25 protein-coding genes are annotated in these 25,836 nt (G+C 69.4%); 15 read left to right on the top strand and 10 right to left on the bottom strand.

The window, feature by feature from the left end; translation table 11 throughout:
• Positions 1-5 precede the first annotated feature (5 nt).
• From HJD23_RS12060 to HJD23_RS12045, 4 genes are all read right to left on the bottom strand, one after another.
• Entirely contained in the window at positions 6-482 is a 477-nt protein-coding gene (locus HJD23_RS12060; RefSeq protein ID WP_171118024.1) for a MarR family transcriptional regulator, read from the bottom strand.
• Positions 483-574: 92 nt separating this feature from the next.
• The gene (locus HJD23_RS12055) at positions 575-1,375 is read right to left on the bottom strand and encodes an AIM24 family protein (protein ID WP_171118022.1); all 801 of its coding nucleotides are present in this window, start codon (positions 1,373-1,375) and stop codon (positions 575-577) included.
• A complete protein-coding gene (locus HJD23_RS12050) occupies positions 1,372-2,022 on the bottom strand; it encodes an AIM24 family protein (protein ID WP_171118021.1) in 651 nt (216 codons plus the stop codon). The genes HJD23_RS12055 and HJD23_RS12050 overlap by 4 nt, the downstream gene beginning before the upstream one ends.
• A gap of 1 nt (position 2,023) precedes the next feature.
• Positions 2,024-2,656 carry an AIM24 family protein gene (locus tag HJD23_RS12045; protein WP_141313188.1) on the bottom strand — a complete coding sequence of 211 codons (633 nt, stop codon included), beginning with the start codon at positions 2,654-2,656 and terminating at the stop codon, positions 2,024-2,026.
• Positions 2,657-2,885: 229 nt separating this feature from the next.
• Here HJD23_RS12045 and HJD23_RS12040 point away from each other — a divergent pair, with 229 nt between their 5' ends.
• The 8 genes from HJD23_RS12040 to HJD23_RS12005 all read left to right on the top strand — a co-directional run bounded on the left by HJD23_RS12040 (position 2,886) and on the right by HJD23_RS12005 (position 8,755).
• Positions 2,886-3,230 carry a DUF3817 domain-containing protein gene (locus tag HJD23_RS12040; RefSeq protein WP_171118018.1) on the top strand — a complete coding sequence of 115 codons (345 nt, stop codon included), beginning with the start codon at positions 2,886-2,888 and terminating at the stop codon, positions 3,228-3,230.
• Positions 3,227-3,520 carry an MTH1187 family thiamine-binding protein gene (locus HJD23_RS12035; protein ID WP_171118016.1) on the top strand — a complete coding sequence of 98 codons (294 nt, stop codon included), beginning with the start codon at positions 3,227-3,229 and terminating at the stop codon, positions 3,518-3,520. The genes HJD23_RS12040 and HJD23_RS12035 overlap by 4 nt, the downstream gene beginning before the upstream one ends.
• 155 nt (positions 3,521-3,675) lie before the next feature.
• On the top strand, positions 3,676-4,437 hold the full coding sequence (locus HJD23_RS12030) for a hypothetical protein (protein WP_171118014.1): 762 nt from the start codon (positions 3,676-3,678) through the stop codon (positions 4,435-4,437).
• On the top strand, positions 4,434-5,114 hold the full coding sequence (locus HJD23_RS12025) for a DUF4166 domain-containing protein (RefSeq protein ID WP_171118012.1): 681 nt from the start codon (positions 4,434-4,436) through the stop codon (positions 5,112-5,114). The genes HJD23_RS12030 and HJD23_RS12025 overlap by 4 nt, the downstream gene beginning before the upstream one ends.
• Positions 5,111-5,761 (top strand): TetR/AcrR family transcriptional regulator, encoded by a 651-nt coding sequence (locus tag HJD23_RS12020; RefSeq protein WP_171118010.1) that lies wholly within the window; start codon positions 5,111-5,113, stop codon positions 5,759-5,761. The genes HJD23_RS12025 and HJD23_RS12020 overlap by 4 nt, the downstream gene beginning before the upstream one ends.
• Positions 5,762-5,975: 214 nt before the next feature.
• Entirely contained in the window at positions 5,976-6,485 is a 510-nt protein-coding gene (locus tag HJD23_RS12015) for a MarR family transcriptional regulator (protein WP_141316621.1), read from the top strand.
• A 43-nt stretch (positions 6,486-6,528) separates the two neighbouring features.
• The gene (locus HJD23_RS12010) at positions 6,529-6,867 is read left to right on the top strand and encodes a DUF3817 domain-containing protein (RefSeq protein ID WP_171118008.1); all 339 of its coding nucleotides are present in this window, start codon (positions 6,529-6,531) and stop codon (positions 6,865-6,867) included.
• Between the two features lie 187 nt (positions 6,868-7,054).
• Positions 7,055-8,755, top strand: coding sequence for a methylmalonyl-CoA mutase family protein (locus tag HJD23_RS12005; protein ID WP_171118006.1), 1,701 nt, complete (start codon positions 7,055-7,057; stop codon positions 8,753-8,755).
• A 155-nt stretch (positions 8,756-8,910) separates the two neighbouring features.
• Here the strand turns inward: HJD23_RS12005 and HJD23_RS12000 are convergent, their stop codons facing one another.
• A complete protein-coding gene (locus tag HJD23_RS12000; protein WP_171118004.1) occupies positions 8,911-9,582 on the bottom strand; it encodes a TetR/AcrR family transcriptional regulator in 672 nt (223 codons plus the stop codon).
• Positions 9,583-9,826: 244 nt separating this feature from the next.
• On the opposite strand from HJD23_RS12000, the gene HJD23_RS11995 reads away from it, so the two are divergent.
• The 4 genes from HJD23_RS11995 to HJD23_RS11980 all read left to right on the top strand — a co-directional run bounded on the left by HJD23_RS11995 (position 9,827) and on the right by HJD23_RS11980 (position 14,166).
• Complete coding sequence (locus tag HJD23_RS11995; protein WP_171118002.1) at positions 9,827-10,801, top strand: tetratricopeptide repeat protein; 975 nt, start codon at positions 9,827-9,829, stop codon at positions 10,799-10,801.
• A gap of 647 nt (positions 10,802-11,448) precedes the next feature.
• A complete protein-coding gene (locus tag HJD23_RS11990) occupies positions 11,449-12,108 on the top strand; it encodes a DUF6230 family protein (RefSeq protein ID WP_171118001.1) in 660 nt (219 codons plus the stop codon).
• Positions 12,109-12,233: 125 nt separating this feature from the next.
• On the top strand, positions 12,234-12,782 hold the full coding sequence (locus tag HJD23_RS11985; protein WP_171117999.1) for a DUF6114 domain-containing protein: 549 nt from the start codon (positions 12,234-12,236) through the stop codon (positions 12,780-12,782).
• Positions 12,772-14,166: a hypothetical protein gene (locus tag HJD23_RS11980; RefSeq protein ID WP_171117996.1), complete on the top strand. Its 1,395-nt coding sequence runs from the start codon at positions 12,772-12,774 to the stop codon at positions 14,164-14,166. Before HJD23_RS11985 ends, HJD23_RS11980 begins: the two co-directional genes overlap by 11 nt.
• Before the next feature lie 95 nt (positions 14,167-14,261).
• Here HJD23_RS11980 and pyk read toward each other — a convergent pair whose 3' ends face one another.
• The 3 genes from pyk to pta all read right to left on the bottom strand — a co-directional run bounded on the left by pyk (position 14,262) and on the right by pta (position 19,092).
• The gene (gene pyk / locus HJD23_RS11975; protein WP_171117995.1) at positions 14,262-15,692 is read right to left on the bottom strand and encodes a pyruvate kinase; all 1,431 of its coding nucleotides are present in this window, start codon (positions 15,690-15,692) and stop codon (positions 14,262-14,264) included.
• Positions 15,693-15,799: 107 nt separating this feature from the next.
• On the bottom strand, positions 15,800-17,005 hold the full coding sequence (locus tag HJD23_RS11970; RefSeq protein WP_171117993.1) for an acetate kinase: 1,206 nt from the start codon (positions 17,003-17,005) through the stop codon (positions 15,800-15,802).
• Entirely contained in the window at positions 17,002-19,092 is a 2,091-nt protein-coding gene (gene pta, locus HJD23_RS11965) for a phosphate acetyltransferase (RefSeq protein WP_171117991.1), read from the bottom strand. The genes HJD23_RS11970 and pta overlap by 4 nt, the downstream gene beginning before the upstream one ends.
• Positions 19,093-19,299: 207 nt before the next feature.
• Here pta and HJD23_RS11960 point away from each other — a divergent pair, with 207 nt between their 5' ends.
• On the top strand, positions 19,300-20,325 hold the full coding sequence (locus tag HJD23_RS11960) for an ATP-dependent 6-phosphofructokinase (RefSeq protein ID WP_171117989.1): 1,026 nt from the start codon (positions 19,300-19,302) through the stop codon (positions 20,323-20,325).
• On the opposite strand, the gene HJD23_RS11955 is transcribed toward HJD23_RS11960, so the two are convergent.
• Positions 20,322-21,053, bottom strand: a complete 732-nt coding sequence (locus HJD23_RS11955) for a helix-turn-helix transcriptional regulator (protein WP_171117988.1) — start codon at positions 21,051-21,053, stop codon at positions 20,322-20,324. The genes HJD23_RS11960 and HJD23_RS11955 overlap by 4 nt on opposite strands.
• A gap of 111 nt (positions 21,054-21,164) precedes the next feature.
• Between HJD23_RS11955 and HJD23_RS11950 the strand changes: the two genes are divergently transcribed.
• Complete coding sequence (locus HJD23_RS11950; protein ID WP_171117986.1) at positions 21,165-21,614, top strand: PPOX class F420-dependent oxidoreductase; 450 nt, start codon at positions 21,165-21,167, stop codon at positions 21,612-21,614.
• A 193-nt stretch (positions 21,615-21,807) separates the two neighbouring features.
• Entirely contained in the window at positions 21,808-23,811 is a 2,004-nt protein-coding gene (locus HJD23_RS11945) for a tetratricopeptide repeat protein (protein WP_240980690.1), read from the top strand.
• On the opposite strand, the gene HJD23_RS11940 is transcribed toward HJD23_RS11945, so the two are convergent.
• Positions 23,801-25,816 carry a tetratricopeptide repeat protein gene (locus HJD23_RS11940; RefSeq protein ID WP_240980689.1) on the bottom strand — a complete coding sequence of 672 codons (2,016 nt, stop codon included), beginning with the start codon at positions 25,814-25,816 and terminating at the stop codon, positions 23,801-23,803. The genes HJD23_RS11945 and HJD23_RS11940 overlap by 11 nt on opposite strands.
• Between the last annotated feature and the right edge of the window lie 20 nt (positions 25,817-25,836).

The raw sequence follows: 25,836 nt of genomic DNA, 5'->3' as shown, positions 1-25,836 counted from the left end.
CCTGGTCAGGGGCGCCCGCGCTGTCCGCGCAGATGCTCCGCGATGGGCTTCAGGGCCTTGTCGAGGTCCGTGAGGGACTCCGGGGCCAGCAGGTCGATGAAGTGCCGCCGCACGGACGCAACATGGTGGGGAGCGACCTTCTGCATCGTCTCCATGCCGTGGTCGGTGAGCACCGCGTACAGTCCGCGGCGGTCGGACTCGCAGTTCTCCCGCCGCACCAGGTTGGCGTTCTCCATGCGCGTGATCTGGTGCGAGAGCCGGCTCTTGGACTGCAGGGTGGCGGACGCGAGGTCGCTCATCCGCATCCGCAAATCCTCCGACTCGGAGAGATTCACCAGGATCTCGTAGTCGTTCATCGTCAGGCCGAACGGCTGCAGGTCCTTTTCGAGCTGGTACGTCAACAGCCTGTTGACCTCCAGGTGGGTGCGCCAAGCGCACTGCTCCGCATCGGTCAGCCAGCGCGTGGCCGTCTCGGTCTCCATAAATGAAGTCTACCTAAGAAGTTGAAAGGTGAACTACTGAGGGTGGTGTGACAGTGCGCACGCGTTCGACGTCACACTCCGCAGACTACCGCTCACAGCCCGAAGCGACGCTGGAGGTCCCCCAGCTGTCCGGGAAGGCGCGGTGCGCCGCCTTGCGTTCCGTGCCCTCCGGGTACCCCACCACCGCCCGGCACGCCGGCCTGGTGCGGGGTCGCCCCCGTGGCCTGCTCGGCCATCAGGGTCTCGGTCGACTGGAGCAGCACCGTACCGGCTCCCACGAACTCGAACTGATGCTCCTCCCCGGAGGCCCCGCCGAGGCCCGTCATTGCACGTAGACCGCCCATTACACCCGTCATATAGCCATGGTCGTAGTGGTGGCACGGCGAGGGGCAGTCGGCCCATCCGACAAGCGCTTGCGGGTCCACCCGGATCGGCGGCTCCATGAACACCACCGGACCGTTAGAGGCGGCCACGAACTTTCCGGTTCCGATGAGCGTCAGAAAGCCCGGCACGATCGACTGCTTGAGTGCAAGAGTTGGCTGAAAAGCGAGCAGGTTGCCCGAGCGAATGGTCAGATTGCCCTCGTCCAAGTCGTACGAATTCACGTCGAAGGCCCGGTCGGCGAGGAGCATCTTGCCCGAGCCCTCCGCCACGACCCAGTCCGCGGCGTGCAGTGGCGAATGGAACGACGTACGGACAAGCCGGTCCAATCGCCCGTGCCCCACGCCGTTGAACTCGACGGAGCCGTAGTAGGCGATCATCTTCCCCTTCTGCAGGAACCACTGGGTCCCCTTCAGCTCCACACAGAAGGTGTACGCGTTCACGTTGTCGTCGGCGGGCAGCGTCACCGGGTCGTGCACGACGGGCCCGGCGCCCGGAGTTCCGTAGGTCAAAGCTTCTCCTCCGACGCCTGGACGTACACCGCACCGTTGCCGCTCAGCTCCAGCTGGAACGCCTCGCCGGAGCCGCGCCCCACCATGTCCCGCCAGCCCAGTGCGGTCGACAGCTTGTTGCGCACGTCGCCGTGGTGGGCGACGTAGGCCTGTGGGTCGACATGCACCGGCCGCTGCGGGCTGATCGGGATCTCGAAGACACCCCCATGAGCCATCACGGCCACCGCCCCATGCCCCTTCAGCGTGGTCGTGAACAGTCCCTGCCCGGTGACCTGCCCCCGCACCATCCCCATGACCCCGCCCTGCGCGCCCAGGAACATCGTCCCCTGCTGCAGACTCCCCTCGAAGGCGAGCAGCCGGTCGGCCTCGACGTACAGGGTGTCCCCGGCGAGGTTGATCACCTGCACGTGGTGCCCACCGTGCCCGAACAGCACGGTGCCGCTGCCCTCGACGGTCATCAGAGGCGTGTCCTCGTTCGCGACCCGCCGCCCGATCATCGACATGACCCCGCCCTGACCGCCGCTCATGTTGGGCGTGAAGGTCACCTCACCCTTGTAGGCGAGCATGGCGCCGCGCTGACTGAACAGCCGCTGCCCGGGCATGACGGTCGCCTCGATCATCGTCGAATTGACCTCGCGGAAGCCCATGTCACACATCCCCCGCGATCGTGTTCCGCTCACTGGGCTGGACGTACACCAGCCCGTCCCCCTCGAACCGCATCTGGAAGGCCTCGCCCCCGCCCTCCCCGATCAATGTGCGAAAGGTCACACCGGACTGGAACGACTGCCGCAGATTCCCCTGATGCGCCACATACGCCCCCGGATCCACGGTCAGCGGGTACTGCGCGCTCACCCGCAGCACCACCGCCGGCCCGTCCGACATGATCGCCACCTGCCCATGACCCTCGACGGTCGTCGTGAACAGCCCGTTGCCCTGCGAGGCGCCGCGCAGCCCCGTGAAGGACGTGCCCGTCCGCAGCCCGCCGTCGGTCGCCAGCAGATTGCTCGACTCCACGTACAGCTTGTCCCCCTGGAGGCCGACCAGGTTGATCTCCGAGGCCCGGTCCGCGAACCAGCACGTCCCGTGCCCCTTCACCTCCATCACGGTCATCTGCTCACCGGTGATGCGCCGGGTCACCATCCCCCGTATGCCCTCACCGCCGCCGCTCAGCTTCTTGAACGCCATCTGTCCGTCGTACGCGACCATCGACCCGTTCTTCGCCTTCACGGCGTCACCGGTCATGTCGACGGCAAGCACCTTGCTGCCTTGAAGTCGGAACATCGCCACGGATGTGAAGGTATCGGTCGATTGGCTCCGCCAACAGGGCCCGAGACCGGAGACGACCCCGGAACGCGCCCTTAGGGGAAAGCGCACCCGCACCCCCGAGCCCTGCCCTCGCCCGACCGTTTGCCACAATGGCCGAGCGTTTGTGCTTCCGTTCACAAACCGTTTTTGTGCTTCCGTTCACAAAGCGCCGCCTCGTCAGCGACTCTCCCACCGAAGGTGACCCGTGGATCTCAAGACCGCCACCGCCCTCCGCCGCCTCCGCCTGGTCTCGGCCCCGGAGGCCGTGTCCTTCCTGATCCTGCTCGTCTGCTCGGTGCTCAAGCGGACCACGGACTTCAACGCGGTCCCCGTGATGGGCGCGATCCACGGCGTCCTGTTCATCCTGTACGTGATCTTCTGGGCGGACGCCTGGAACCGCACCAAGTGGAGCTTCGGCACGGCCGCCCTCTACTTCGTCCTCTCCGTGCTCCCCGCCGGCGGCTTCTTCGCCGAGCGCAAGCTGCGCCGTGAGGCCGAGGACGCGGTGATCGCGGAGCGCGCCCGCAAGGAAGGGGTCGTGAACGCGTGATCGTCGCCTTCTCCGTGACGCCGCTGGGCGTCGGCGAGGACGTGGGGGAGTACGTCGCCGACGCCGTCCGAGTGGTCCGCGCATCGGGCCTGCCCAACCGCACGGACGCGATGTTCACATCCGTCGAGGGCGAGTGGGACGAGGTCATGGACGTCGTCAGGCGCGCGGTGGCCGCCGTGGAGGAGAGGGCGCCGCGCGTGTCCCTGGTCCTCAAGGCGGACATCCGCCCCGGAGTGACGGACGGCCTGACGTCCAAGGTCGAGACGGTGGAACGCCACTTGGCGCAGTAACCCGCGCGCGGGACCGCACCCGGGACAAACCCCGGCCCAATGGGCCGGGGTTTTCTTCCGGTCACTCTTTGAGCGATTGCTCAAATGGGTGTACGGTCATGCCCACACCACTTGAGCACTCGCTCAAACAAGCGGCTGAGCTGGGGGAACAAGCAATGAGTCATGGCAGCCTCTACATAGAGACACGCATCCGTGCGGACCTGGACACCCTCTGGACGCGCACCCAGCACCCCTCCCAGCACCAGCGCTGGGACCTGCGCTTCACCGAGATCGACTACCTCCCGCGCGCGGACGGCGAGCCCCAGCACTTCCGCTACGCCACGCGTGTGCTGCCCTTCCTCACCGTCGCCGGCACCGGGATCTCGGCGGGCGAGAAGGAACGCCCCGACGGCACCCGCACCTCGGCCCTGCGCTTCGCCTCCCCGCACCCCCTCTCCCTGCTGGCGGAGGGCAGCGGCTACTGGCGCTACGTCCCCGACGGCGACGGCGTCCGCTTCCTCACCGGCTACGACTACCGCCCCCGCTGGGGCGCCTTCGGCGCACTGGCCGACCGCGCCCTCTTCCGCCCCCTGATGGGCTGGGCGACGGCGTGGTCCTTCGACCGCCTCCGCCTCTGGCTGGAGCGCGGCATCACACCGGAACGCGCACTGCGCAACTGGCTGGCGGAACTGGCCGTACGCGCCACCCTGCTCACCCTCGCCTGCACAGGCCTGGCCACCGAAACCGTCCTCAACCACCTCGGCCCGCTCGCGGCACCAATGGCATACCTCTGGCCGCTCCTCCTCGTCGTGACCGCCTGCTTGGCAGTCCTCGCATCCCCCCTCCCCTGCACACCGGCCGCCCGCCGCTGCCTACGCACCCCACCCACACGCGCGTGTGCCCCGCGCCTGCTGCGCACCCTGGAGACCCCGCGATGACGTCGATCTTCTCCACGGTCATGGGCGCCGACTTCGACCGCCTCCACCCCCAGCTCCGGCGCCGCTTCTCGGTCGGCCTGACCAGTGGCGAGGCCTGCACAGGCAGAGGCGTCATGCACCGCATCTGGCACGGCGGCCCCCACGTCAAGCCGTTCCTGGCCCTCGGCGCGACCCGCAACATCCTCGTCCCGCGCACCGGCCGGAACGTCCCCTTCACCATCGAGAACGTGCCGTACACCGACAGCTTCGGCCGTGAGACGGTGACGTTCGTGCGTACTTTCGACCTACCCGGACGCCGGCGCCGCTTCGACGCCCAGATGGTGCTCAGCCCCAAGGGCGACCGCATCCTCGACTACCTGGGCACCCACCAGCACCTCGCCACCGACCTCCGCTTCAGCGCGGAACCCGACGGCTCCCTCCTGATCCGCTCGGGCGAACACCGCTTCCGCGAGGGCCCGGTGGACGTACGGGTCCCCGACCTGATCGGCGCGACGGCGGAGGTCCGCGAGTCCTACGACGACTCGACGGCCCGCTTCCGCATCCAGGTCAAAGTCATCAACAAACACTTCGGCCCCCTCTTCGGCTACGAGGGATGGTTCACGACGACATACACGGACATCCGCACCTGCGGCACCCGCCCCGGCCTGCGCCCGGTCCGCGAGGAGCCCCGAGCATGAGCCCGGAAACGGCGAAGTCCGCCGACACAAAAGCCAAACTCCTCGAAGGCGCACTCCGCACCCTCACGGAACAGGGCATCGCGAAAACCTCGGCCCGCACGATCGCGGCAACAGCAGGGGTCAACCAGGCGCTGGTCTTCTACCACTTCGGCTCGGTGGACGAACTCCTGGCAGCGGCCTGCCACTACGGCGCGGAACAGTCGGTCTCCCGCTACCGCCTCCGCATCGCCTCGGTAGGGACACTCTCCGAGCTCCTGGCCGTAGGCCGCGAGATCCACGACCAGGAACGCAAGGACGGCCACGTCGCCCTCCTGGGCCAGCTCCTGGCCGGCGCCCAGACCCACCCCACCCTCGCCCCTGCCACCGCGGCGGGCCTCGACCTGTGGATCACGGAGATCGAAAAGGCCCTGACCCGCGTCCTGTCCGCAACACCCTTCGGCGACTTCACGGACCCCAGGGGCCTGGCGAGGGCGGTGGCGGCCTCCTTCGTGGGCATCGAACTCTACGAGGGCGTGGACGCAGAGGGCGCCACAGCGGCGCTGGACGCCCTGGAACAACTGGGCGCCCTGGTGGCAGCCCTGGAGGCCCTGGGCCCGGTAGCCCAACGAGCGGTCCGCCACCACCTCCGCAGAACGACGCGCGGCTGACGTCTCGGCGCGGCCCCGACCCACCACCCGGCAAGAGGCGCCACCGCACCCACCCACCGCACCCACCCACCGCACCCACCGCACCCGCCACAGGCCGCCGCAGGCACGGGCGCCACACCCACCACGGCCCCTCAGCCGAGAAGAACGGAACCGCACAGCCCGAAGAGCGAGACGGGGCTGACCAAGATGTGACCGGCGGGTAAGGTCTGGTGACGTGCCGAAGCCGCTCAGCCTCCCCTTCGACCCCATCGCCCGCGCCGACGAATTGTGGAAGCAGCGCTGGGGCAACGTGCCGTCCATGGCCGCGATCACCTCGATCATGCGCGCGCACCAGATCCTGCTCGCCGAGGTCGACGCGGTGGTCAAGCCGTACGGACTGACGTTCGCCCGGTACGAGGCGCTGGTACTGCTCACCTTCTCCAAGGAGGGCGAGCTGCCGATGTCCAAGATCGGCGAGCGTCTCATGGTGCATCCGACGTCCGTGACGAACACCGTCGACCGCCTGGTGAAGTCGGGCCTGGTGGCCAAGCGCCCCAATCCCAACGACGGCCGCGGCACCCTCGCCGTGATCACCGACAAGGGCCGCGAGGTGGTCGAGTCGGCCACCCGCGACCTGATGGCGATGGACTTCGGCCTCGGCGCGTACGACGCCGAGGAATGCGCCGAGATCTTCGCGATGCTCCGCCCGCTACGGGTGGCCGCACACGACTTCGAGGAGCAGTGACCCGAAGGAAGATCGCCCGGAACGGGCGGTTACGCTCGTTCGCATGAAAAAGAGCGTGCTGACCCGCTACCGCGTCATGGCCTACGTCACCGGTGTGCTCCTGGTCCTGCTGTGCCTCTGCATGATCGGCAAGTACGGCCTGGAGATGGACGGCGCCGCGGAAGCGACGCAGGTCGTCTCCATCGCGCACGGCTGGCTGTACGTCGTCTACCTGATTTTCGCCTTCGACCTGGGCTCCAAGGCGAAGTGGCCGGTCGCCAAGCAGGTGTGGGTCCTCCTGGCAGGAACCATCCCGACGGCGGCGTTCTTCGTGGAGCGGAAGATCTCGCGCGAGCTGGACGCCAAGGTCGCGCAGCCGACGCCCGCCCCGGCGAAGGCGTAAGCGCAGGCCCCCGCCACAGCACCACCCCCGCACCACCACGCCGCAGCACCCCGCCGCACGCGTGCGTGTGTGCGGCGGTGCCGTTTCACCCGATTGCCAGGCCGCTGCCGGGCCGCTGCCGGGCCGCCCGGATAAATCATCCGCCAGCCGTCGACATTTACTAGGACGTCCAAGTAAATTCGAAGGTATGGACGCTGACGCCATCGAAGAGGGTCGCCGACGCTGGCAGGCCCGGTACGACGCGGCGCGTAAGCGCGACGCGGACTTCACCACGCTCTCCGGCGATCCCGTGGAGCCGGTGTACGGACCCCGACCCGGGGACACTTACGAAGGCTTCGAGCGGATCGGCTGGCCGGGTGAGTACCCCTTCACGCGGGGCCTGTATCCGACCGGCTACCGAGGGCGTACGTGGACGATCCGGCAGTTCGCCGGGTTCGGCAACGCCGAGCAGACCAACGAGCGCTACAAGATGATCCTCGCGGCCGGCGGCGGCGGCCTCTCCGTCGCCTTCGACATGCCGACCCTGATGGGCCGCGACTCCGACGACCGCCGCTCGCTCGGCGAGGTCGGCCACTGCGGGGTGGCCGTCGACTCGGCCGCCGACATGGACGTACTCTTCCGCGACATCCCGCTCGGCGACGTCACCACGTCGATGACGATCAGCGGCCCGGCGGTCCCGGTCTTCTGCATGTACCTGGTCGCCGCGGAGCGCCAGGGCGTCGACCCGTCCGTCCTGAACGGCACGCTTCAGACGGACATCTTCAAGGAGTACATCGCCCAGAAGGAGTGGCTCTTCCAGCCGGAGCCGCATCTGCGCCTGATCGGCGACCTGATGGAGTACTGCGCCGCACGCATCCCGGCGTACAAGCCGCTGTCCGTCTCCGGCTACCACATCCGCGAGGCCGGCGCGACGGCCGCGCAGGAACTGGCGTACACGCTCGCGGACGGCTTCGGCTACGTCGAGCTCGGCCTCTCCCGCGGCCTGGACGTGGACGTCTTCGCCCCAGGCCTGTCCTTCTTCTTCGACGCGCACCTCGACTTCTTCGAGGAGATCGCCAAGTTCCGCGCCGCACGCCGCATCTGGGCCCGCTGGTTGCGGGACGTCTACGGCGCGAAGTCCGACAAGGCCCAGTGGCTGCGCTTCCACACCCAGACCGCCGGTGTCTCGCTGACCGCCCAGCAGCCGTACAACAACGTCGTCCGCACGGCGGTGGAGGCCCTCGCCGCAGTCCTCGGCGGCACGAACTCCCTGCACACCAACGCCCTGGACGAGACCCTGGCACTCCCCTCCGAACAGGCCGCGGAGATCGCCCTGCGCACCCAGCAGGTCCTCATGGAGGAGACCGGCGTCGCCAACGTCGCCGACCCGCTGGGCGGTTCGTGGTACGTCGAGCAGCTGACCGACCGGATCGAGGCGGACGCGGAGAAGATCTTCGACCAGATCAAGGAACGCGGCCTGCGCGCCCACCCCGACGGCCAACACCCCATCGGCCCGATCACCTCCGGCATCCTGCGCGGCATCGAGGACGGCTGGTTCACCGGCGAGATCGCCGAGTCCGCCTTCCGCTACCAGCAGGCCCTGGAGAAGGGCGACAAGAAGGTGGTCGGCGTCAACGCCCACACCGGCTCGGTCACCGGCGACCTGGAGATCCTGCGCGTAAGCCACGAGGTGGAACGCGAACAGGTACGGGCACTGGCGGCACGCCGAGCGACCCGCGACGAAGCGGCGGTACGGTCCGCCCTTGCCGCAATGGTCGACGCCGCCAGGGACGGCTCCAACATGATCGAACCGATGCTGACGGCCGTACGAGCAGAAGCCACCCTCGGCGAAATCTGCGACGCGCTGCGCGAGGAGTGGGGGGTGTACACGGAGCCGGCGGGGTTCTAGGCCGGTCCGACGACAGCCGTACACCGACGTGTCTACCTGGAAAGGGCCCGCGGCGAGGACCGTGTTCTCCCGGCCACGTCTGGGACAACTGGGACGGCACCGTCACTGTCTGGAAATCCGGAGTGATCCGCTGAGACAGTGGCGATCCCTCGGCGTCAGGACTTGACCGCGTCGTTTTCGTCCGACACGTGGCTTTCGGGTCCCCTGGTCGCCGCCGCCCCCGCCAGCCCCAGCAGCAGCACCCGCGTCAGTGAGCGCGCCCACTCCGCGTCCGCCGGTTCCGCGCTCACCAGGCAGCGGTGGACGACCGCGCCCGCCACCATGTCGAAGATCAGGTCCGCGGTGCGGGCCGCATCCTCGGGGTCGGATTCCGTCGGGAGTTCGCCGCGGGCCTGTGCGCGGGCCCGGCCCTCCACGACCAGTCGTTTCTGGCGGTCCACGATCGTGGTGCGGATGCGTTCGCGCAGTGCGTGGTCGCGGGTCGACTCCGCGACCACCGCCATCAGGCCGCTCTTGGCCTCCGGCCGGTCCAGGATCGCCGCCAGCTGGAGCACCACGCCCTCGATGTCGGCGGCGAGAGTGCCGCGGTCGGGGAGGCGCAGTTCGTCGAAGAGTTCTGCCACCGCGTCGACGACCAGTTCGTTCTTGCCCGCCCAGCGGCGGTAGAGCGTCGTTTTCGCAACGCCGGCGCGGGTTGCGACGTCTCCCAGGGTGAGCTTCGACCAGCCCAGTTCCACCAGCGCCGCCCGCGTCGCGGCCAGGATCGCGGTGTCGGCGGCGGCGCTGCGCGGGCGTCCCGTGCGGCCGGCTGGGGTGCGGCTCTGCATCCCTCGACCATATCCGGCGGGTTTCGGGCGACAGGGTGGGGCAGTGAGGGAGATCACCGGGTGGGGGTGTCGCGAGGGCTCCGCCGACCGTTACGCTACGACTCGTAGCGAAAGCTCTGGAGGCCGAGCTTTCGCGTCGACATGCGAGCGATGATCACCGGCGTGGGGTGGGGACCCGGCGCCGTACGCACGCACGGCTTCACGGCATTTCTCACACGCGCGGGGAACGGGGGAGGATAGACGCATGCAGCCACGGAACATGTCCATGAGCGGCGTCGTCGACCTCGCCGCAGTGAAGGCGGCCCAGGAGGCCAAGGCGAAGGCGGAGCAGGCGCGCGCCGAAGCGGCCCGGCAGGGCGGGGGCGGGGCCGTGTCCCCGGCCGATCTCGTCATCGACGTCGATGAGGCCGGATTCGAGCGTGACGTCCTCCAGCGCTCCACCGAGGTCCCGGTCGTCATCGACTTCTGGGCCGAGTGGTGTCAGCCCTGCAAGCAGCTCAGCCCAGTGCTGGAGCGGCTTGCCGTCGAGTACAACGGGCGCTTCGTCCTCGCCAAGATCGATGTCGACGCCAACCAGATGCTGATGCAGCAGTTCGGGATCCAGGGGATCCCGGCGGTCTTCGCGGTCGTCGCGGGCCAGGCGCTGCCGCTCTTCCAGGGTGCGGCCGGTGAGGCGCAGATCCGGGAGACCCTCGACCAGTTGGTCACGGTCGCCGAGCAGCGCTTCGGCCTGACCGGTCTGACCGTCGACCCGGAGGCCGAGCCGGGCGGCGGCCAGGCGCCCGCGCAGGCACCGGCCGGACCCTACGACGCCGCACTGAACGCCGCCGCGCAGGCGCTGGATGCCGGCGACATGGGCGGTGCCATCCAGGCGTACAAGAACGTCCTCTCCGACGACCCTGCCAACCCGGAGGCCAAACTCGGTCTGGCGCAGGCGGAGTTGCTCCGGCGGGTGCAGGGGCTGGACGCGCAGCTGGTGCGCAAGGACGCGGCCGACCGGCCGGCCGACGCGCAGGCGCAGATCGCTGCCGCCGACCTGGATCTGGTGGGCGGTCATGTGGAGGACGCCTTCGGGCGGCTCATCGACACGGTGCGGCGTACGGCGGGTGACGACCGGGATGCCGTACGGCTGCGGTTGCTGGAGCTGTTCGAGGTGGTCGGCGCGGAGGATCCGCGGGTGACCGCGGCGCGGCGGGCGCTGGCGCGCGCGCTGTTCTGAGCGGTGCCGGGGGCCCCGTTCTGACCAGTTGCTAAACGTTGGGGCGTGTGAGCCCTGAGTGAAGAATCGACTGATGTGACGCCAGGGCGGCCGCGCTTTGCCAAATCTTGGCAATCGCGGCCGCTGTTACTGCGAGTAAGTCACGGGCGTTGATCTGTCGGATTCTGTCCAGCGATCAATAGTTTTGTCCTGCCTCTAGTTGACACCTAGCGTCGCTGTGTGGGTCCGGCTGGTCGGTGTTCGGTTATCCGGCCGTTACTAGTGAGTAACGAACCCCCTTGTGCGGGCGGCGAGAATGCACCACGATCGGCGACGCTCGGTCCATTCCCGTACCCCGACAGCCAATCGGGCCGCGGGACTTCCTGGGTCCCCACCGAGCAGAGCCGACGTCACTGGCGCCGGCTCTTGGACAGGGGGGTCTTCGCCCACCGGCGAAGCCTGTCCAGCAAGGTTGTGCGTGATGCGTGTCAGGCGCGACCAGTGGTTGTCGCTCGGGGGTGATCGCCGGTGATTCGGGCGCCGTTGTGCGCCGCCGAGCGCGGGCGCTCCCCTTCCCGAGGACGTAGCACTTCTCCCATCCCTGTCTGGTTGAGCCGTCGTCCGAAGGCGATCCGGGGCAGGCGATGTACGTCCGAGAAGGAGGAACTATGGAGTCCCAAGTGCGTGGTGGGACCAGATGGAAGCGGTTCGCTGTGGTCATGGTGCCCAGCGTCGCCGCCACGGCGTGCATAGGTGTCGCTCTCGCGCAGGGTGCTCTCGCGGCGTCGTTCAGTGTGTCCGGTCAGTCGTTCAAGGTCACCGCGAAGGAGCTCAACGGCACGGGCTTCTCGCAGTACGGGGCCGTCGATTACGGGACCAGCCTCGACGGCAAGAAGGAGGGGCACGCCGTAGCGGTCTCGGCGTTCGAGACTGCGCGCATCGAGAAGATGTGCCAGTCCGTGGTCACGCCGAACATCCCGCTCGTCGGCACGGTCACCCTGAGGCTGGAGGCCGGTGACAGCTCCGACGAGAAGCAGCAGGTCACGGCCGACAATCTGTACATCGATGTCGAGGACCTCGCGGCCAACGCCAAGTTCACGAACATCGACATCGGTGTGGCCGCCGGTGGGATGAAGGACGGCCCCGGCCCCGGCATGAAGGGTGGCAAGGAGGTAGCCAACCCTCACGGCTTCGGCCAGCAGGCGGAGACCGTGCAGCTGACCAACGTGAAGCAGACGGCGTGGGCGACCACCGCCGGAACCTTCACGCTCCCGAAACTGTCGATGAAGCTGAAGCGCGGCAGCGGGGCGGGCGTCGAGTGCTACTAGGCACTCGATGAGGGGCGGGGGAGCCGACGGCGCCCCGCCCGCCCACTCTCCGCGCGCCGCGCACCATCCCCCCACATCGCACAACACCCTCACCACAGCAACGCCGCACCAGGGAGCTGTTTTCCATGAGCGCCGAGACTCCTGCCGCCACCGGCCAGTTCACCCGCCGGAGACTGCAGTTCCGCGCCTGGCGGGGCACGCGGCCGTTCTGGGCCGGCCTGTTCGTCATGATCGGTGGCGTGCCGATCATGTACTTCCCGTATGCGAACCTTCAGATCGGTCACTTGACGCTGGCGATGTCCACCACCGCGGGCGCCGGGTCCCTGATCATCGGCGTGCTGCTCGTCGTCCTGGGCTTCACCCTCTGGTTCCAGAAGCACATCCAGATCTTCGCCGGTGTCGCGGCGATCCTGCTGGCGCTGGTGTCCATCCCGGTGTCCAACTTCGGCGGTTTCGTCGTCGGCTTCCTGTTCTCGCTGATCGGCGGCGCGATGGCGGTGTCCTGGGCGCCGGGCGTGCCGCCCGAGCCGGAGACGACGAAGGACGCCGAAGAGGGCGACGGCACCCCCTCGGGCGCGATCCCCGAGGCGGACGAGGACACGGTGGGCGAGCCGAACGACCTGTCAGGAACGAGCCCGGCGAACGGGGCGAACGGGAGGCACAGTGCCGGCTGACGAGGTGGCCCACGTGGCCGATCTGGACGGGCCCCGGGCGAGAACCGGGCCGCGTCACGCGGCACCCAGGAAGCCGCTGTTCACCAGGCTCAACATGCCGGCCGGCAAGGCGATAGCCCTGGCGGCGATGCCGACCGCGGTCCTCATGGGCATGGGATTCACGCCCAAACTCGCCCTCGCCGACGAACAGCCGGCGTCCCGGAGCCTGCCGGCCGACGAGTACGCGGACCAGGTCGACCAGTTCAAGGACTGTGTCGCGGCCCTGGACCCCGAGGCGAGCGAGGATGCGTCGGCCACGCCGTCGCCGTCCGCCTCGGCGAGCGAGAGCGAGTCCGCCGAGCAGGCGGAGCCGAGCCCTTCGGCATCGTCCGACGACAACTCCTCGGACGAGTCAGGGACTTCGGGCGAGGACTCGTCGTCGGATTCAGGTTCCGACGACGAGGCCCAGCCCAAGCCTTCCCCCTCGTCCTCGGCACCCGCCGCGGAGAAGGAGAGCGAGGCCGAGGCGCCCACGCCGAGCCCGTCGGCCTCCGAGAGCGACAAGGGCGTGCTCGACACGATCGGCGATGCGATAACCGGCGTCGTGGACGGCATAACCGGCGGCGGCGCCAAGGAGTCCGCGAGCCCGACGACGTCCCCGTCCGCCTCCCCGAGCGCGAGCGCCGACGCGCAGGCGCCGTCCGGGAATACGGGCGACACGGGCGACTCGGGCAGCTTCAGCAACTCCGACAGTGGCAATGACCCGTCCGGTGCCGACGGCGATGCCGCCGGAAAGGCCACCGACACGGTCGAGGACACCGTGGGCGAGGTGACCGAGGAGGCCACCGAGGAGGCCACCGAGTCGCCCGACCCCACCGGCGAGGCCACCGCCACGCCGAGTCCGTCCGCGAGTTCCACGGTGGACCCCGAGGACTGCCCCAAGGCCACGGACGCCGAGGGCGGCGTGGACAACCCCATCGCCGTGGCGGACGACCCCTGGTATCTGGAGGCCAGTTCGCTGCTGCTGAAGGGCGCGGACTACCAGGGCGTCGTCGAGGTGAGGACCGCCAGCGGCAAGACCAAGAAGGCGCTGAAGTACGTCATCTCGGGCGGCACCGACATCGGCGATCTGCACCAACTGGTGAAGGACAAGCAGGCGGGAAAGACCTACCACGTGCAGGCGGCCAAGGGCTCGATGTCCACGATCACCGACGGCGACACGGTGATGTACACCGAGAGCATCTCCGGCAACCTCTTCGGTCTGATCCCGATCACGTTCAGCCCGGAGCACCCGCCCCCGCTGAACATCCCCCTGATCTACTTCACCGACGTGAAGGTCACCCAGGCCGCCCAGTTCGGCGGCACGCTGACCGTGCCGGGGATGCATCAGTACATAACCGACTGAGCGCCCTTCAAAGCCCATCCGGGAGCCGCAAGTAAGGGCGCCCCCCGCCACAGGGGGGCGCCCTCACTGTCGTACGCGAAGTGCCGAACCCGGCCTCAGTCGCGCGCCCCGCCGCCCAGGTGGTGCACCCGCACCATGTTCGTCGTACCGGGGACCCCCGGAGGCGAGCCCGCGGTGATGATCACGATGTCGCCGGGGTTGAAGCGGCTGAGCTTGGCGATTTCCTGGTCGACCAGGTCGACCATCTCGTCGGTGCTGTTCACGAACGGCACGACGTGCGACTCCACGCCCCAGCTCAGCGTCAGCTGGTTGCGGGTGGACTCGTCCGTGGTGTACGCGATGATCGGCTGGACCGCGCGGTAGCGGCACAGGCGGCGGGCCGTGTCGCCGGACTTGGTGAAGGCCACCAGGCCCTTGCCGCCGAGGAAGTCGGCGATCTCGCAGGCGGCACGGGCTACCGAACCGCCCTGCGTACGCGGCTTCTTGCCGGGGACGAGGGGCTGGAGGCCCTTGCTCAGCAGCTCCTGCTCGGCCGCGGTGACGATCTTCGACATCGTCTTGACCGTCTCGATCGGGTAGGCGCCGACCGAGGACTCCGCGCTCAGCATCACCGCGTCCGCGCCGTCCAGGATCGCGTTGGCCACGTCGGAGGCCTCGGCGCGGGTCGGGCGGGAGTTGGTGATCATCGACTCCATCATCTGGGTCGCCACGATCACCGGCTTGGCGTTGCGCCGGCACAGCTCGATCAGGCGCTTCTGCACCATCGGGACCTTTTCGAGCGGGTACTCGACGGCCAGGTCACCACGGGCGACCATGACACCGTCGAACGCCATCACGACGTCCTCCATGTTGGCCACCGCCTGCGGCTTCTCCACCTTGGCGATGACCGGGACGCGCCGGCCCTCCTCGTCCATGACCTTGTGGACGTCGTTGATGTCCTTGGCGTCCCGGACGAAGGAGAGGGCGACCAGGTCGCAGCCCATGCGGAGGGCGAAGCGGAGGTCCTCGACGTCCTTCTCCGACAGTGCCGGGACGTTCACGGCCGCGCCGGGCAGGTTGATGCCCTTGTGGTCGGAGATGACGCCGCCCTCGATGACGATCGTCCGCACCCGGGGGCCCTCGACGTCCACGACCTTCAGCTCGACGTTGCCGTCGTTGATCAGGACCGGGTCGCCGATGGCGACGTCACCCGGCAGGCCCTTGTAGGTCGTACCGCAGATCGTCTTGTCGCCGGGGACGTCCTCGGTGGTGATGGTGAACTCGTCACCGCGCACCAGCTCCACCGGACCTTCGGCGAAGGTTGCGAGCCGGATCTTCGGGCCCTGCAGGTCGGCGAGGACCCCGACGGCCCGGCCGGTCTCCTTGGCGGCGGCACGGACGCGGTCGTACCGCCCCTGGTGCTCGGCGTGCGTGCCGTGGCTGAAGTTGAAACGGGCCACGTTCATGCCCGCCTCGATCAGCGCGACGAGCTGCTCGTGGGAGTCGACCGCGGGGCCGAGAGTACAGACGATTTTCGAACGGCGCATGGGGCGATCCTATCGGTTTGTTTCGCTGCGGAATATTCCGTCTGGCGGAAAATACAAAAGGGCGGGATGCCGCTCAGGTGAGGACCTGCTATCGGCCCAGGACAGTCCTAAGACGCCTTTACCAACGCGTACGTCTGTGTCGCAATCTCCAGCTCCTCATCGGTCGGCACCACGGCCACCGCCACGCGCGCGTACTCGGGCGAGATCAGTCGCGGTGCCTCGCTGCGTACGGCGTTCAGCTCGCCGTCCACCGCGAGGCCCAGCTCCTCCAGGCCCGCCACGGCGGCCTCCCGCACCGGCGCCGCGTTCTCGCCGACCCCGGCGGTGAACGCGATCGCGTCCACCCGGCCGAGCACCGCGTAATAAGCGCCGATGTACTTCTTCAGACGGTGAATGTAGATGTCGAAGGCGAGTTGCGCCTGTTCGTCACCCTCGTCGATCCGGCGGCGGATCTCCCGCATGTCGTTGTCACCGCACAGGCCGATCAGGCCGCTCTTCTTGTTGAGAAGAGTGTCGATCTCGTCGGCGGACATTCCGCCAACACGCATCAAATGGAAGATGACGGCCGGGTCCATGTCACCGGAACGCGTACCCATCACCAGCCCCTCCAATGGCGTCAGTCCCATGGAGGTGTCCACGCACTTCCCGCCGCGTACGGCGGAGGCGGACGCCCCGTTGCCGAGGTGCAGCACGATGACGTTCACCTCCTCGGGGGCCTTGCCCAGCAGCTCGGCCGTGGCCCGGGAGACGTACGCGTGCGAGGTGCCGTGGAAGCCGTACCGCCGGATCCGGTGCTCGTCGGCGGTCTTCACGTCGATCGCGTAGCGGGCGGCCGACTCCGGCATCGTCGTGTGGAACGCGGTGTCGAAGACGGCGACCTGCGGCAGGTCCGGGCGCAGCGCACGGGCCGTGCGGATACCGGTGAGGTTGGCCGGGTTGTGCAGCGGGGCGACCGGGATCAGCCGCTCGATCTCGGCGAGGACGGTGTCGTCGATGACGGTCGGCTCGGTGAAGTGCTTGCCCCCGTGCACCACCCGGTGCCCGATCGCGACCAGCTCCGGCGAGTCGAGGCCGAGCCCGTCCTTGGCCAGCTCCGCCGCCACGGCCTTCAGCGCGGCGTCGTGGTCGGGGATCGCGGCGGTGAAGCCGCGGGTCTCGCCGGTGCTCAGGGGGGTGTGCTTCAGCCGGGAGGACTCCTCACCGATCCGCTCGACGAGGCCCACCGCGAGCCGGCTGCCGTCGCTCATGTCGAGCAGCTGGTACTTCACCGACGAGGAGCCGGAGTTGAGGACGAGGACACGGGACGAACTCACAGCTGGGACGCCTTCTCGCTGGGGGACTGGGCCTGGATCGCCGTGATGGCGACGGTGTTGACGATGTCCTGGACGAGCGCGCCCCGGGACAGGTCGTTGACCGGCTTGCGCAGACCCTGCAGCACCGGGCCGACCGCGATCGCGCCGGCCGAGCGCTGCACGGCCTTGTAGGTGTTGTTGCCGGTGTTGAGGTCGGGGAAGATCAGCACGCTGGCCTGCCCGGCGACCTCCGATCCCGGCAGCTTGGTCGCGGCGACGCTCGGCTCGACGGCGGCGTCGTACTGGATCGGCCCCTCGATCTTCAGATCCGGCCGGCGCGTGCGTACCAGCTCGGTCGCCTCGCGCACCTTGTCGACGTCGGCACCCGACCCCGACGTACCGGTGGAGTACGACAGCATCGCGATCCGCGGCTCCACGCCGAACTGCGCGGCGGTGGACGCCGACTGGATGGCGATGTCGGCCAGCTGCTCGGCGTTCGGGTCGGGGTTGACCGCGCAGTCGCCGTAGACGAGCACCTTGTCGGCGAGGCACATGAAGAACACGGACGACACGATGGAGGCGTCCGGCTTTGTCTTGATGATCTCGAAGGCCGGGCGGATGGTGGCGGCCGTGGAGTGCACGGACCCCGACACCATGCCGTCGGCGAGGCCCTCCTGGACCATCAGGGTGCCGAAGTAGTTGACGTCGGAGACGACGTCGTACGCCAGCTCGACGGTCACGCCCTTGTGGGAGCGCAGGGCGGCGTACTGCTCGGCGAAGGCGTCGCGCAGCTGGCTGGTGGCCGGGTCGATCAGCTGGGAGTCGCCGAGGTCGATACCGAGGTCGGCGGCCTTCTTGCGGATCCGGTCGACGGGGCCGAGGAGGGTGAGGTCGCAGACCCCCCGGCGCAGCAGCACCTCGGTGGCGTGCAGCACGCGCTCCTCGGTGCCCTCCGGCAGCACGACCCGCCGCTTGTCGGAGCGGGCCTGCTCCAGCAGCTTGTGCTCGAACATCATCGGCGTCACCCGGTCGCTGCTCGGCGCGCTCACCCGCTTGAGCAGGTCGCCGGTCTCGACGTACCGCTCGAACAGCCCGAGCGCGGTCTCCGCCTTGCGCGGGGTGGCCGCGTTGAGCTTGCCCTCCAGGGAGAACAGCTGTTCGGCGGTGGGAAAGCTGTTGCCGGACACCGACAGCACCGGGGTGCCCGGGGCGAGGCGGGCGGCGAGGGTGAGGATGTCGTCGCTCGGCACCTCGTTCAGGGTGAGCACCACGCCGGCTATGGGCGGGGTGCCCGCGCTGTGCGCGGCGAGTGAGCCGACGACGATGTCCGCACGGTCGCCCGGGGTGATGACCAGGCAGCCCGGGGTCAGGGCGCCGAGGAAGTTCGGCAGCATGGCCCCGCCGAAGACGAACCCGAGCGCGTCGCGCGCCAGCCCCGAGTCGTCACCGAGGAGCACCTTGGCGCCGAGGGCGTGGCCGATCTGGGCGACCGTCGGGGCCGACAGGGCGGGCTCGTCGGGCAGGACGTAACAGGGCACGGGCAGCCGGGTGGCGAGCCGGTCGGCGATCTCGTCGCGGTCCTCGCGGGCGACCCGGTTGGCGACCATGGCCAGGACGTCGCAGCCGAGCCCGTCGTACGCCCGGTAGGCGTTGCGCGTCTCGGCGAGCACGGACTCGGTGGTCTGCTTCCGCCCGCCCACCACCGGGATCACGGACGCGCCGAACTCGTTGGCGAGGCGGGCGTTGAGGGCCAGCTCGTCCGGGAACTGGGTGTCGGCGTAGTCGGTCCCGAGGACCAGGACGACGTCGTAGTCCCGCGCGACCAGGTGGAACCGGGTGACGAGCGTGGACACCAGCTCGTCCGTCCCCTGTTCGGCCTGCAGCGTGGAGGCCTCCTGGTAGTCCATGCCGTAGACGGTGGCCGGGTCCTGCGACAGCCGGTAGCGGGCGCGCAGCAGCTCGAAGAGGCGATCGGGGCCGTCGTGGACGAGCGGACGGAAGACGCCCACCCGGTCGACCTGCCGGGTCAGGAGTTCCATGACCCCCAGTTCGACGACCTGCCGGCCGTCGCCGCGGTCGATACCGGTCACGTACACGCTGCGCGTCACGCGTGCTCTCCGTTTCATCTTGATTGGGAGGATTTGGTGGGGAAGGGGCCGCAAAAATCGCCCACCGGAGTGAGCGGAACCCTCTTGACAATACCTCTCGACATAGCTAAGGCGCCCGTCAAGGTGTCGTCGTGCTGAGCGCCTGAGGGACATGAAAGAATCGGGAGTGGCTCACCGGTGTCCACAGCGAGCAGGAGACACAGCACGATGCGTATCGGAGTTCTCACCGCAGGCGGCGACTGCCCCGGCCTGAACGCCGTGATCCGGTCGGTCGTGCACCGAGCGGTCGCGCAGTACGGCGACGAGGTGATCGGCTTCGAGGACGGTTACTCGGGTCTGCTGGACGGCCACTACCGCAGCCTCGACCTCGACTCGGTCAGCGGCATCCTGGCCCGCGGCGGCACCATCCTCGGCTCCTCCCGGCTGGAGCGCGACCGGCTGCGCGAGGCCTGCGAGAACGCCTCCGACATGATCCGTGACTTCGGTATCGACGCGCTGATCCCGATCGGCGGCGAGGGCACGCTGACGGCGGCCCGCATGCTGTCGGACGCGGGCCTGCCGGTGGTCGGGGTACCCAAGACGATCGACAACGACATCTCGTCGACGGACCGGACGTTCGGCTTCGACACGGCCGTGGGCGTCGCCACGGAGGCGATGGACCGCCTGAAGACCACGGCCGAGTCCCACCAGCGGGTGATGGTGGTGGAGGTCATGGGCCGCCACGCGGGCTGGATCGCGCTGGAGTCCGGCATGGCGGCCGGTGCGCACGGCATCTGCTTGCCCGAGCGGCCGTTCGACCCCGCCGATCTCGTCAAGCTGGTCGAGGAGCGGTTCGCGCGCGGCAAGAAGTTCGCCGTCATCTGCGTCGCCGAGGGCGCCCACCCCGCCGAGGGCACCATGGACTACGGCAAGGGCGAGATCGACCAGTACGGCCACGAGCGCTTCCAGGGCATCGGTACGGCACTGGCGTACGAACTGGAGCGCCGCCTCGGCAAGGAGGCCAAGCCGGTCATTCTCGGCCACGTCCAGCGCGGCGGCACGCCGACGGCGTACGACCGGGTGCTCGCCACCCGCTTCGGCTGGCACGCGGTGGAGGCGGCGCACCGGGGGGAGTTCGGGCGGATGACCGCGCTGCGGGGCACGGACATCCTGATGGTGCCGTTGGCGGAGGCGGTCACCGAGCTGAAGACGGTGCCGAAGGACCGGATGGACGAGGCGGAGTCGGTGTTCTAGTAGCCGTGGCCCTGGGCGGTGTTGCTGTCGACGGCCGTCCAGAAGTGGTCGACGATGCGGTCGAGGAAGTCGCGGCCGTTGTCGCTGGATTCCCGGCTGCCGCCGCCCCAGCTGAGGGTGGCGACCATCTGCCCCTGGTACTCGCCGTGCAGTTCCTGGAGTACGACCTCCAGGACGCCGCGGTCCAGGGGCACCGTTTTGCCCACTGGACGGACGTAGGCCTGCCAGCGGGTGGTGACGGCGCTGCGCAGCAGGTCGGCGAGTTTGGCCTCGCGGCCCGTGACGGTGACGAAGTCGGGCAGGCCGAGGTCGAGGATGTCGGCGAGTGCGGCGGACTGCCGCTCGTTGCCGCGCCAGGTGTCGCTGTCCTCCATCCGCAGATAGGCGGAGAGTTCGAGTCCGACGCCGCGGGCGACGTCCTCGGGGGCGAGGCCACGGGAGACGCGGTGCTCGCGGAGGGTGCGGGGGCGTCCGATGAGTTCACCGGGGGAGCACCACAAGACGCCCGCGAGGGCGGTGAGTTCGGGGCTGCTGGGGTAGGTGACCCCGCGTTCCCAGGCGATGACGAGGTCCGGGGTGACGTACGGCAGTCCGTACGAGGCACGCATGCCGTAGGCGACGTGCTCGGGGCCCATGCCGAGGGCGGCACGGAGCCGGCGGGCGGCGGGGGCGTTGAACGGTGGGGTGGGCGGGGTGGACTGGTTCGGTTGGGCTGGGGGTTGGCGCACGGGCACAAGCTAGGGGGATGGGGGTGCGGTGACTACGGGCTGTTCGGCCAGGATTACGGATTGTAGGATCGTACGGTTCCGGTCCTGTGGGGAATCCGAGAAGGGTGTCGCGTGTACGAGGTGAAGGGCAAGGTCGAGGGCCATGTGCGCGAGCGTCTGCTGGCGCCGAACTTCTGGCACCTCGCGACCGTCGGCCCCGACGGTGCGCCGCAGGTGTCGCCGATGTGGGTGGACCTGGAGGGCGAGTACGTCATGGTCAACACGGCGATCGGGCGGGTCAAGGAGGAGAACCTGCGGCGCAATCCATGGGTGTCGCTGTCCCATCACGACGCCGGGAACCCCTACGACCGGGTGGAGATCCGGGGCCGGGTGGTGCGGTTCGTGGAGGGGGAGGAGGCGGAGCGGTCGATGGACCGGCTGACGCGGAAGTACATCGGGCAGGAGCGGTATCCGTGGCTCCTGCCCGGGGAGCGGCGGGTGATGGTGCTGATCGAGCCGGTGAGGGTGCGCAGGGTCGTGGGGGTGGAGCCGTTTCGGCGGGGGGTGCTGCCGGAGGGGTGACCCCAGGCAGTGCAAAGGGGGCGTACCGTATGGGCCGCGAGGTTCGGAGGCGGTGCGGGGGACGGCGCGGTGGTCGGCGGGAGCGGCGGGCGGTACGACGGGGATCACCTTGACTTCCGGGGAGGGGAGTTCAACGGGACGTTCGTCGCGAAGGGAAACGTTCACCAGCAGGCGGCGGCCCCTACTGCCCTGGATGCCCTCCCCGCGCGGGTCGCCGGGTTCACCGGTCGGGGAGGTGAGCCGGGGCGACTGCTCGACGTGCTCGACCCGGCTGCGGCCAGCAGTGGTTCCGAGGGGGTGCCGGTGCTGGCTAGCCGCACTGTCCGGGCTGGGCGGCATCGGGAAGACCGCGCTCGCTGTGGAGGCCGCTCACGCGGCCTGTGCGAAGGGGTGTTTTCCGGGCGGGGTGCTCTTCCTGGACCTGCGCGGGTACGACGACGATCCCGTGACGGGGGACCAGGCGCTGGAGGCGTTGCTGCGGGCGCTGGGGACGGAACCGGACCATATTCCGGCCGGGGTGGAGGAGCGGGCGGCGCTGTATCGGTCGGTGCTGGCGGAGCGCGGGCGGGAGCGAGGCCCGCTGCTGGTGGTGGCCGACAACGCCTCGTCGTCCGAGCAGGTACGGCGCCTGCTGCCCGGTGAGGCACGGCACCGGCTTTTGGTGACCTCGCGGACCAAGCTGCCTCAACTCGGCGCACGACTGCTGCCCTTGGGTGAGCTGACGCCGCAGGAGGCGTACGACCTTCTCGACCGCGCCCTGCGGATCGCCGACCCGGCGGACCGCCGTGCGGCTCAGGAGCCGGAGGCGGTCAGGGACGTGTCCGCGCGGTGCGGCCATCTGCCGCTCGCGCTGGGGATCGCGGCGGCGCTGCTGGTGCTGGACCGGGACAAGCCGGTAGCGGAACTGGCCGATGAACTCGCCGAGTTGCGTGGCCGGCTCGCTCATCTCGACGACGGTGAACGCAGTGTGCGCGCCGCCTTCGACGTGACGTACCGGAGGCTGCCTGCGGAGCAGGCCCGTTTGCTGCGGCTGATGGCGGTGGCTCCGGGGGCTGATGTGAGTACGGAGGTTGCGGCGGTTCTGGTGGGCGCGGATACGCCGCCGATCCGTGATTTGAACGCGCTCGCGCGCACGCATCTCGTGGAACGCGGGAGCATGCGGGGGCGATGGCGGTTGCATGACCTGGTGCGGGCGTTCGGGGTGGCCTTGGTCGAGGAGGACCCGCAGGAGGGGGAAGCGGCACGGGAGCACCTGCTCGCCTTCTATGGCGCACGGGCGCGGGCAGCCGCCGACTGGGTGCGGTGGCTGCCGGGAAACACGGCGCCGATGGGCTTCAGCGACCGGACGGAGGCGCTCGGCTGGATGGACGCGGAGCGCACGGGACTGGTGGCGGCCGTGCAGTGGGCGGATGAGGGACGGTTCGCCGTCGGGGCCCTCGGACTGGCGGACGGCCTCGGGGAATACCTGGAGTGGCGCCGGTTCTTCGACGACTGGATCACCGTGACCAGAGTGGCTCTGCAGGCCGCGTCCCGTCTGGGCTCCCGTCGAACCGAGGCCGGTGTGTGGAACGACCACGGCATCGCTCTCAGGCGTGTGGGCCGGGTGGAGGAGGCCATGGAGGCGTTCACACGGGCCCGCGACCTCCACCAGGAGCTGGAGGCGGACCCCGACTTCGATGCGAGGACGTGGAACAACCTCGGCAATGTCCTGGGTGTGTCGGGTCGCACGGCGGAAGCCATCGATGCCCTGACTCGTGCCCGCGACCTGTACGGGACCTTGGGGGACCAGCATCGCGAGGCCTTCGCGTGGAACAACCTCGGCAATGCGCTGCAGGAAGCGGGCCGGGCAGAGGAGGCGATCGACGCGCTCACCAACTCCTGGCGCCTTTACGAAGAGGTCGGGGACCGTCACGGCCAGGGCATGGCGTTGAACAATCTTGGCGTTGCCCTGGGCGCAGAGGGCCGGATGGGCGAGGCGATGGAGGTCTTCACCAAGGCGCTGGCCATCCGCCGGGAGTTCGACGACTGGTACGGCATCGGCACAACCCTCGGCAATCTCGGGATCGCCCATCAGATCAGCGGTGACACGGCGTCGGCGCTTGCTTCCTACCTCCAGGCCGCCGAAGCCTTCACCAGCGCCAGCGCCCTCACCGATGCCGCCCAGTGCCGTACCCGGGCCGGCGAACTCACCCCTTGACCGCCCCGTCCAACGCAGTCAACGCGTCTGCGGCGGATCGGGCTTCGGCGGCGTCTTCGTCGTGGGCATGGGCCCGGGTGAAGGCCTCGGCGGCCTGGAGGTAGTGGGCGCGGGCTTCGGTGGGTCGGTGGCTCAGCTCGTGGGCGACCGCCAGATTGCGGAGCACATTGCCCACTCTGGGCCAGTCCTCGAAACCCCGGTGGATGTCCAAGGCGCGGGTGAAGGCGCCGATGGCCTCGCGGATGCGGTCTGCCGTGCCCAAAGCCGCTCCGAGGTTGGTCCACGCCAGGGCCTCACGGTTGAGGTCTCCGACTGCCTGGTACAGGTCGCGGGCTCGGATGTGCGCTTCGATCGCCTTCTCCGTCTCGCCCGCGTCCTGCAAGGTGGCGCCGAGATGGTTCCAGGCGTTGCCCTCGCCGCGGCGATCCCCGAGTGCCTGATACAGATCGCGGCTACGGACATGTGCTTCGATCGCCTCCTCCAGGCGGCCGCTCACCGCCAGGGCGTTGCCGAGGTCGTCCCAGGAACAGGCCTCGCCAGGCCGGTCGCCGATGTCCTGGAACAGGTCGCGGGCGCGGAGACAGGCGTCGATCGCCTCCGTTGTCCGGCCGGCCGATCGCAGCACCATGCCCAGGCGGTTCCATGCCACGGCCTCGCCTGGGCGATCGCCCAGACGCTGAGCGGTCTCCAGGGCGGTACGGGCCACGGTGAGCCCGTCGTCGAGGTACCGCCACCATTCCAGGTACCGGATCAGGCGTCCGGCCAGCCGCACCGCCATCGCCGCGTACCGCTCCTCGCGCGCCCACTGCACGGCCGCGACCAGCCCGGTGCGTTCGGCGTCCAGCCAGGCGAACGCCTGCACCCGGTCCGTGAACCGCTCCGGCTCCGCCGTCCCCGGCAGCCACTGGAAGCGCAGGTCGGCCGCCTCGGCCCAGCGGTGGTAGAACGCCAGCAGCCGCTCCCGGGCTGCCTCCCCCTCCTCCCGCACGTCCGCGTCCCCCGCCACCACAGCCACCCCGAACGCCCGCACCAGGTCGTGCAGCCGCCACCGCACATCCTCACCCGCCGGCACCGGCGTGACGAGGTGGGCGCAAGCCAGCCCCTCCAGCAGGGCGAACGTCTCCTCCTCGGGCAGCCCGGCCAGTGCCACCGCCGCCTCGCTGCTGATCTCCGCCGTGGGAGCGACGGACAACAGGCGCAGCAACCTGGCCTGCTCCGCCGGAAGGTGTCCGTACGCCACGTCGAACACCGGCCGCACACCCAGCGCCCGCGTCCTGTCCTCGGCCCTGCGCAGCTCCGCCACCAGCGAGGCGATCGACCGGTACCGTCGCTTGCGCAGCATGCCCACCGTGATCCGCAGCGCCAGCGGATGATGGCCGCACAGCACGCCCAGCTCAGCCAGGGCTTCCGGCTCCCGCCCCACACGATCGTCACCCGCGTCACTGAGCCGTAAGGCCCTGCCGACGAGATCGGCCGCCTCCTCCGGTTTGAGCACGTCCAGGTCCATCAACCGAGCGTCCAGGTCCGTGAGCCGGTCCCGGGACGTGATCAGGACGCGGTGACGGTCCGCGCCGGGGACGAGGGGCGACAGCTGGGCCGGGTCCGAGGCGTTGTCCAAGAGCAGCAGCATCGAGCGGTGCTCCTCGGAGAGCAGCCGCCGGTAGAGGGCGTACTGGGCAGCCGTCGTCCGCGGAAGGTCGTGGCCTCGCACACCGAGCCCCTCCAACAGTGCGATCAGCGCCTGATCCGCCGCAACGGGATCCTCGTCGTACCCCCGGAAGTCGACGAACAACGTCCCGCCCGGAAACCACCCCTTCCGCACCGCCCGATGCGCGGCCGCCAACGCCAGCGACGTCTTCCCGATCCCGCCCAGCCCGGACACCGCGCAGATCACCACCGGCAGATCGGACTCGGCCGCCGGATCCAGCACCGGCATCAGCCGGGCCAGGTCCTCCTCCCGCCCGGTGAACCCGGCAGGCACCGCAGGCAGGTCGGCGGTAGCCACCGGCACCGGCCCATGAACGG

This window comes from Streptomyces sp. Z423-1 (genome assembly GCF_013009255.1).
In the GTDB taxonomy this organism is placed as follows: domain Bacteria; phylum Actinomycetota; class Actinomycetes; order Streptomycetales; family Streptomycetaceae; genus Streptomyces; species Streptomyces gossypiisoli.
The sequence above is the reverse complement of the archived record's forward strand: the minus strand, read 5'-3'. Positions and strand labels throughout refer to the sequence as shown.

Excerpts from the sequence above, each read along its gene's own strand:
- HJD23_RS11985 (WP_171117999.1), top strand. The coding sequence starts at position 12,234 with ATGAGCGCCGAGACTCCTGCCGCCACCGGCCAGTTCACCCGCCGGAGA.
- HJD23_RS12060 (WP_171118024.1), bottom strand. The coding sequence starts at position 482 with ATGGAGACCGAGACGGCCACGCGCTGGCTGACCGATGCGGAGCAGTGC.
- HJD23_RS12020 (WP_171118010.1), top strand. The coding sequence starts at position 5,111 with ATGAGCCCGGAAACGGCGAAGTCCGCCGACACAAAAGCCAAACTCCTC.
- HJD23_RS12045 (WP_141313188.1), bottom strand. The coding sequence starts at position 2,656 with ATGTTCCGACTTCAAGGCAGCAAGGTGCTTGCCGTCGACATGACCGGT.
- HJD23_RS11960 (WP_171117989.1), top strand. The coding sequence starts at position 19,300 with ATGCGTATCGGAGTTCTCACCGCAGGCGGCGACTGCCCCGGCCTGAAC.
- HJD23_RS11990 (WP_171118001.1), top strand. The coding sequence starts at position 11,449 with ATGGAGTCCCAAGTGCGTGGTGGGACCAGATGGAAGCGGTTCGCTGTG.
- HJD23_RS12005 (WP_171118006.1), top strand. The coding sequence starts at position 7,055 with ATGGACGCTGACGCCATCGAAGAGGGTCGCCGACGCTGGCAGGCCCGG.
- HJD23_RS12025 (WP_171118012.1), top strand. The coding sequence starts at position 4,434 with ATGACGTCGATCTTCTCCACGGTCATGGGCGCCGACTTCGACCGCCTC.
- HJD23_RS12030 (WP_171118014.1), top strand. The coding sequence starts at position 3,676 with ATGAGTCATGGCAGCCTCTACATAGAGACACGCATCCGTGCGGACCTG.
- pyk (WP_171117995.1), bottom strand. The coding sequence starts at position 15,692 with ATGCGCCGTTCGAAAATCGTCTGTACTCTCGGCCCCGCGGTCGACTCC.
- HJD23_RS12050 (WP_171118021.1), bottom strand. The coding sequence starts at position 2,022 with ATGGGCTTCCGCGAGGTCAATTCGACGATGATCGAGGCGACCGTCATG.
- HJD23_RS11945 (WP_240980690.1), top strand. The coding sequence starts at position 21,808 with ATGCCCTCCCCGCGCGGGTCGCCGGGTTCACCGGTCGGGGAGGTGAGC.
- HJD23_RS11995 (WP_171118002.1), top strand. The coding sequence starts at position 9,827 with ATGCAGCCACGGAACATGTCCATGAGCGGCGTCGTCGACCTCGCCGCA.
- HJD23_RS12000 (WP_171118004.1), bottom strand. The coding sequence starts at position 9,582 with ATGCAGAGCCGCACCCCAGCCGGCCGCACGGGACGCCCGCGCAGCGCC.
- HJD23_RS12010 (WP_171118008.1), top strand. The coding sequence starts at position 6,529 with ATGAAAAAGAGCGTGCTGACCCGCTACCGCGTCATGGCCTACGTCACC.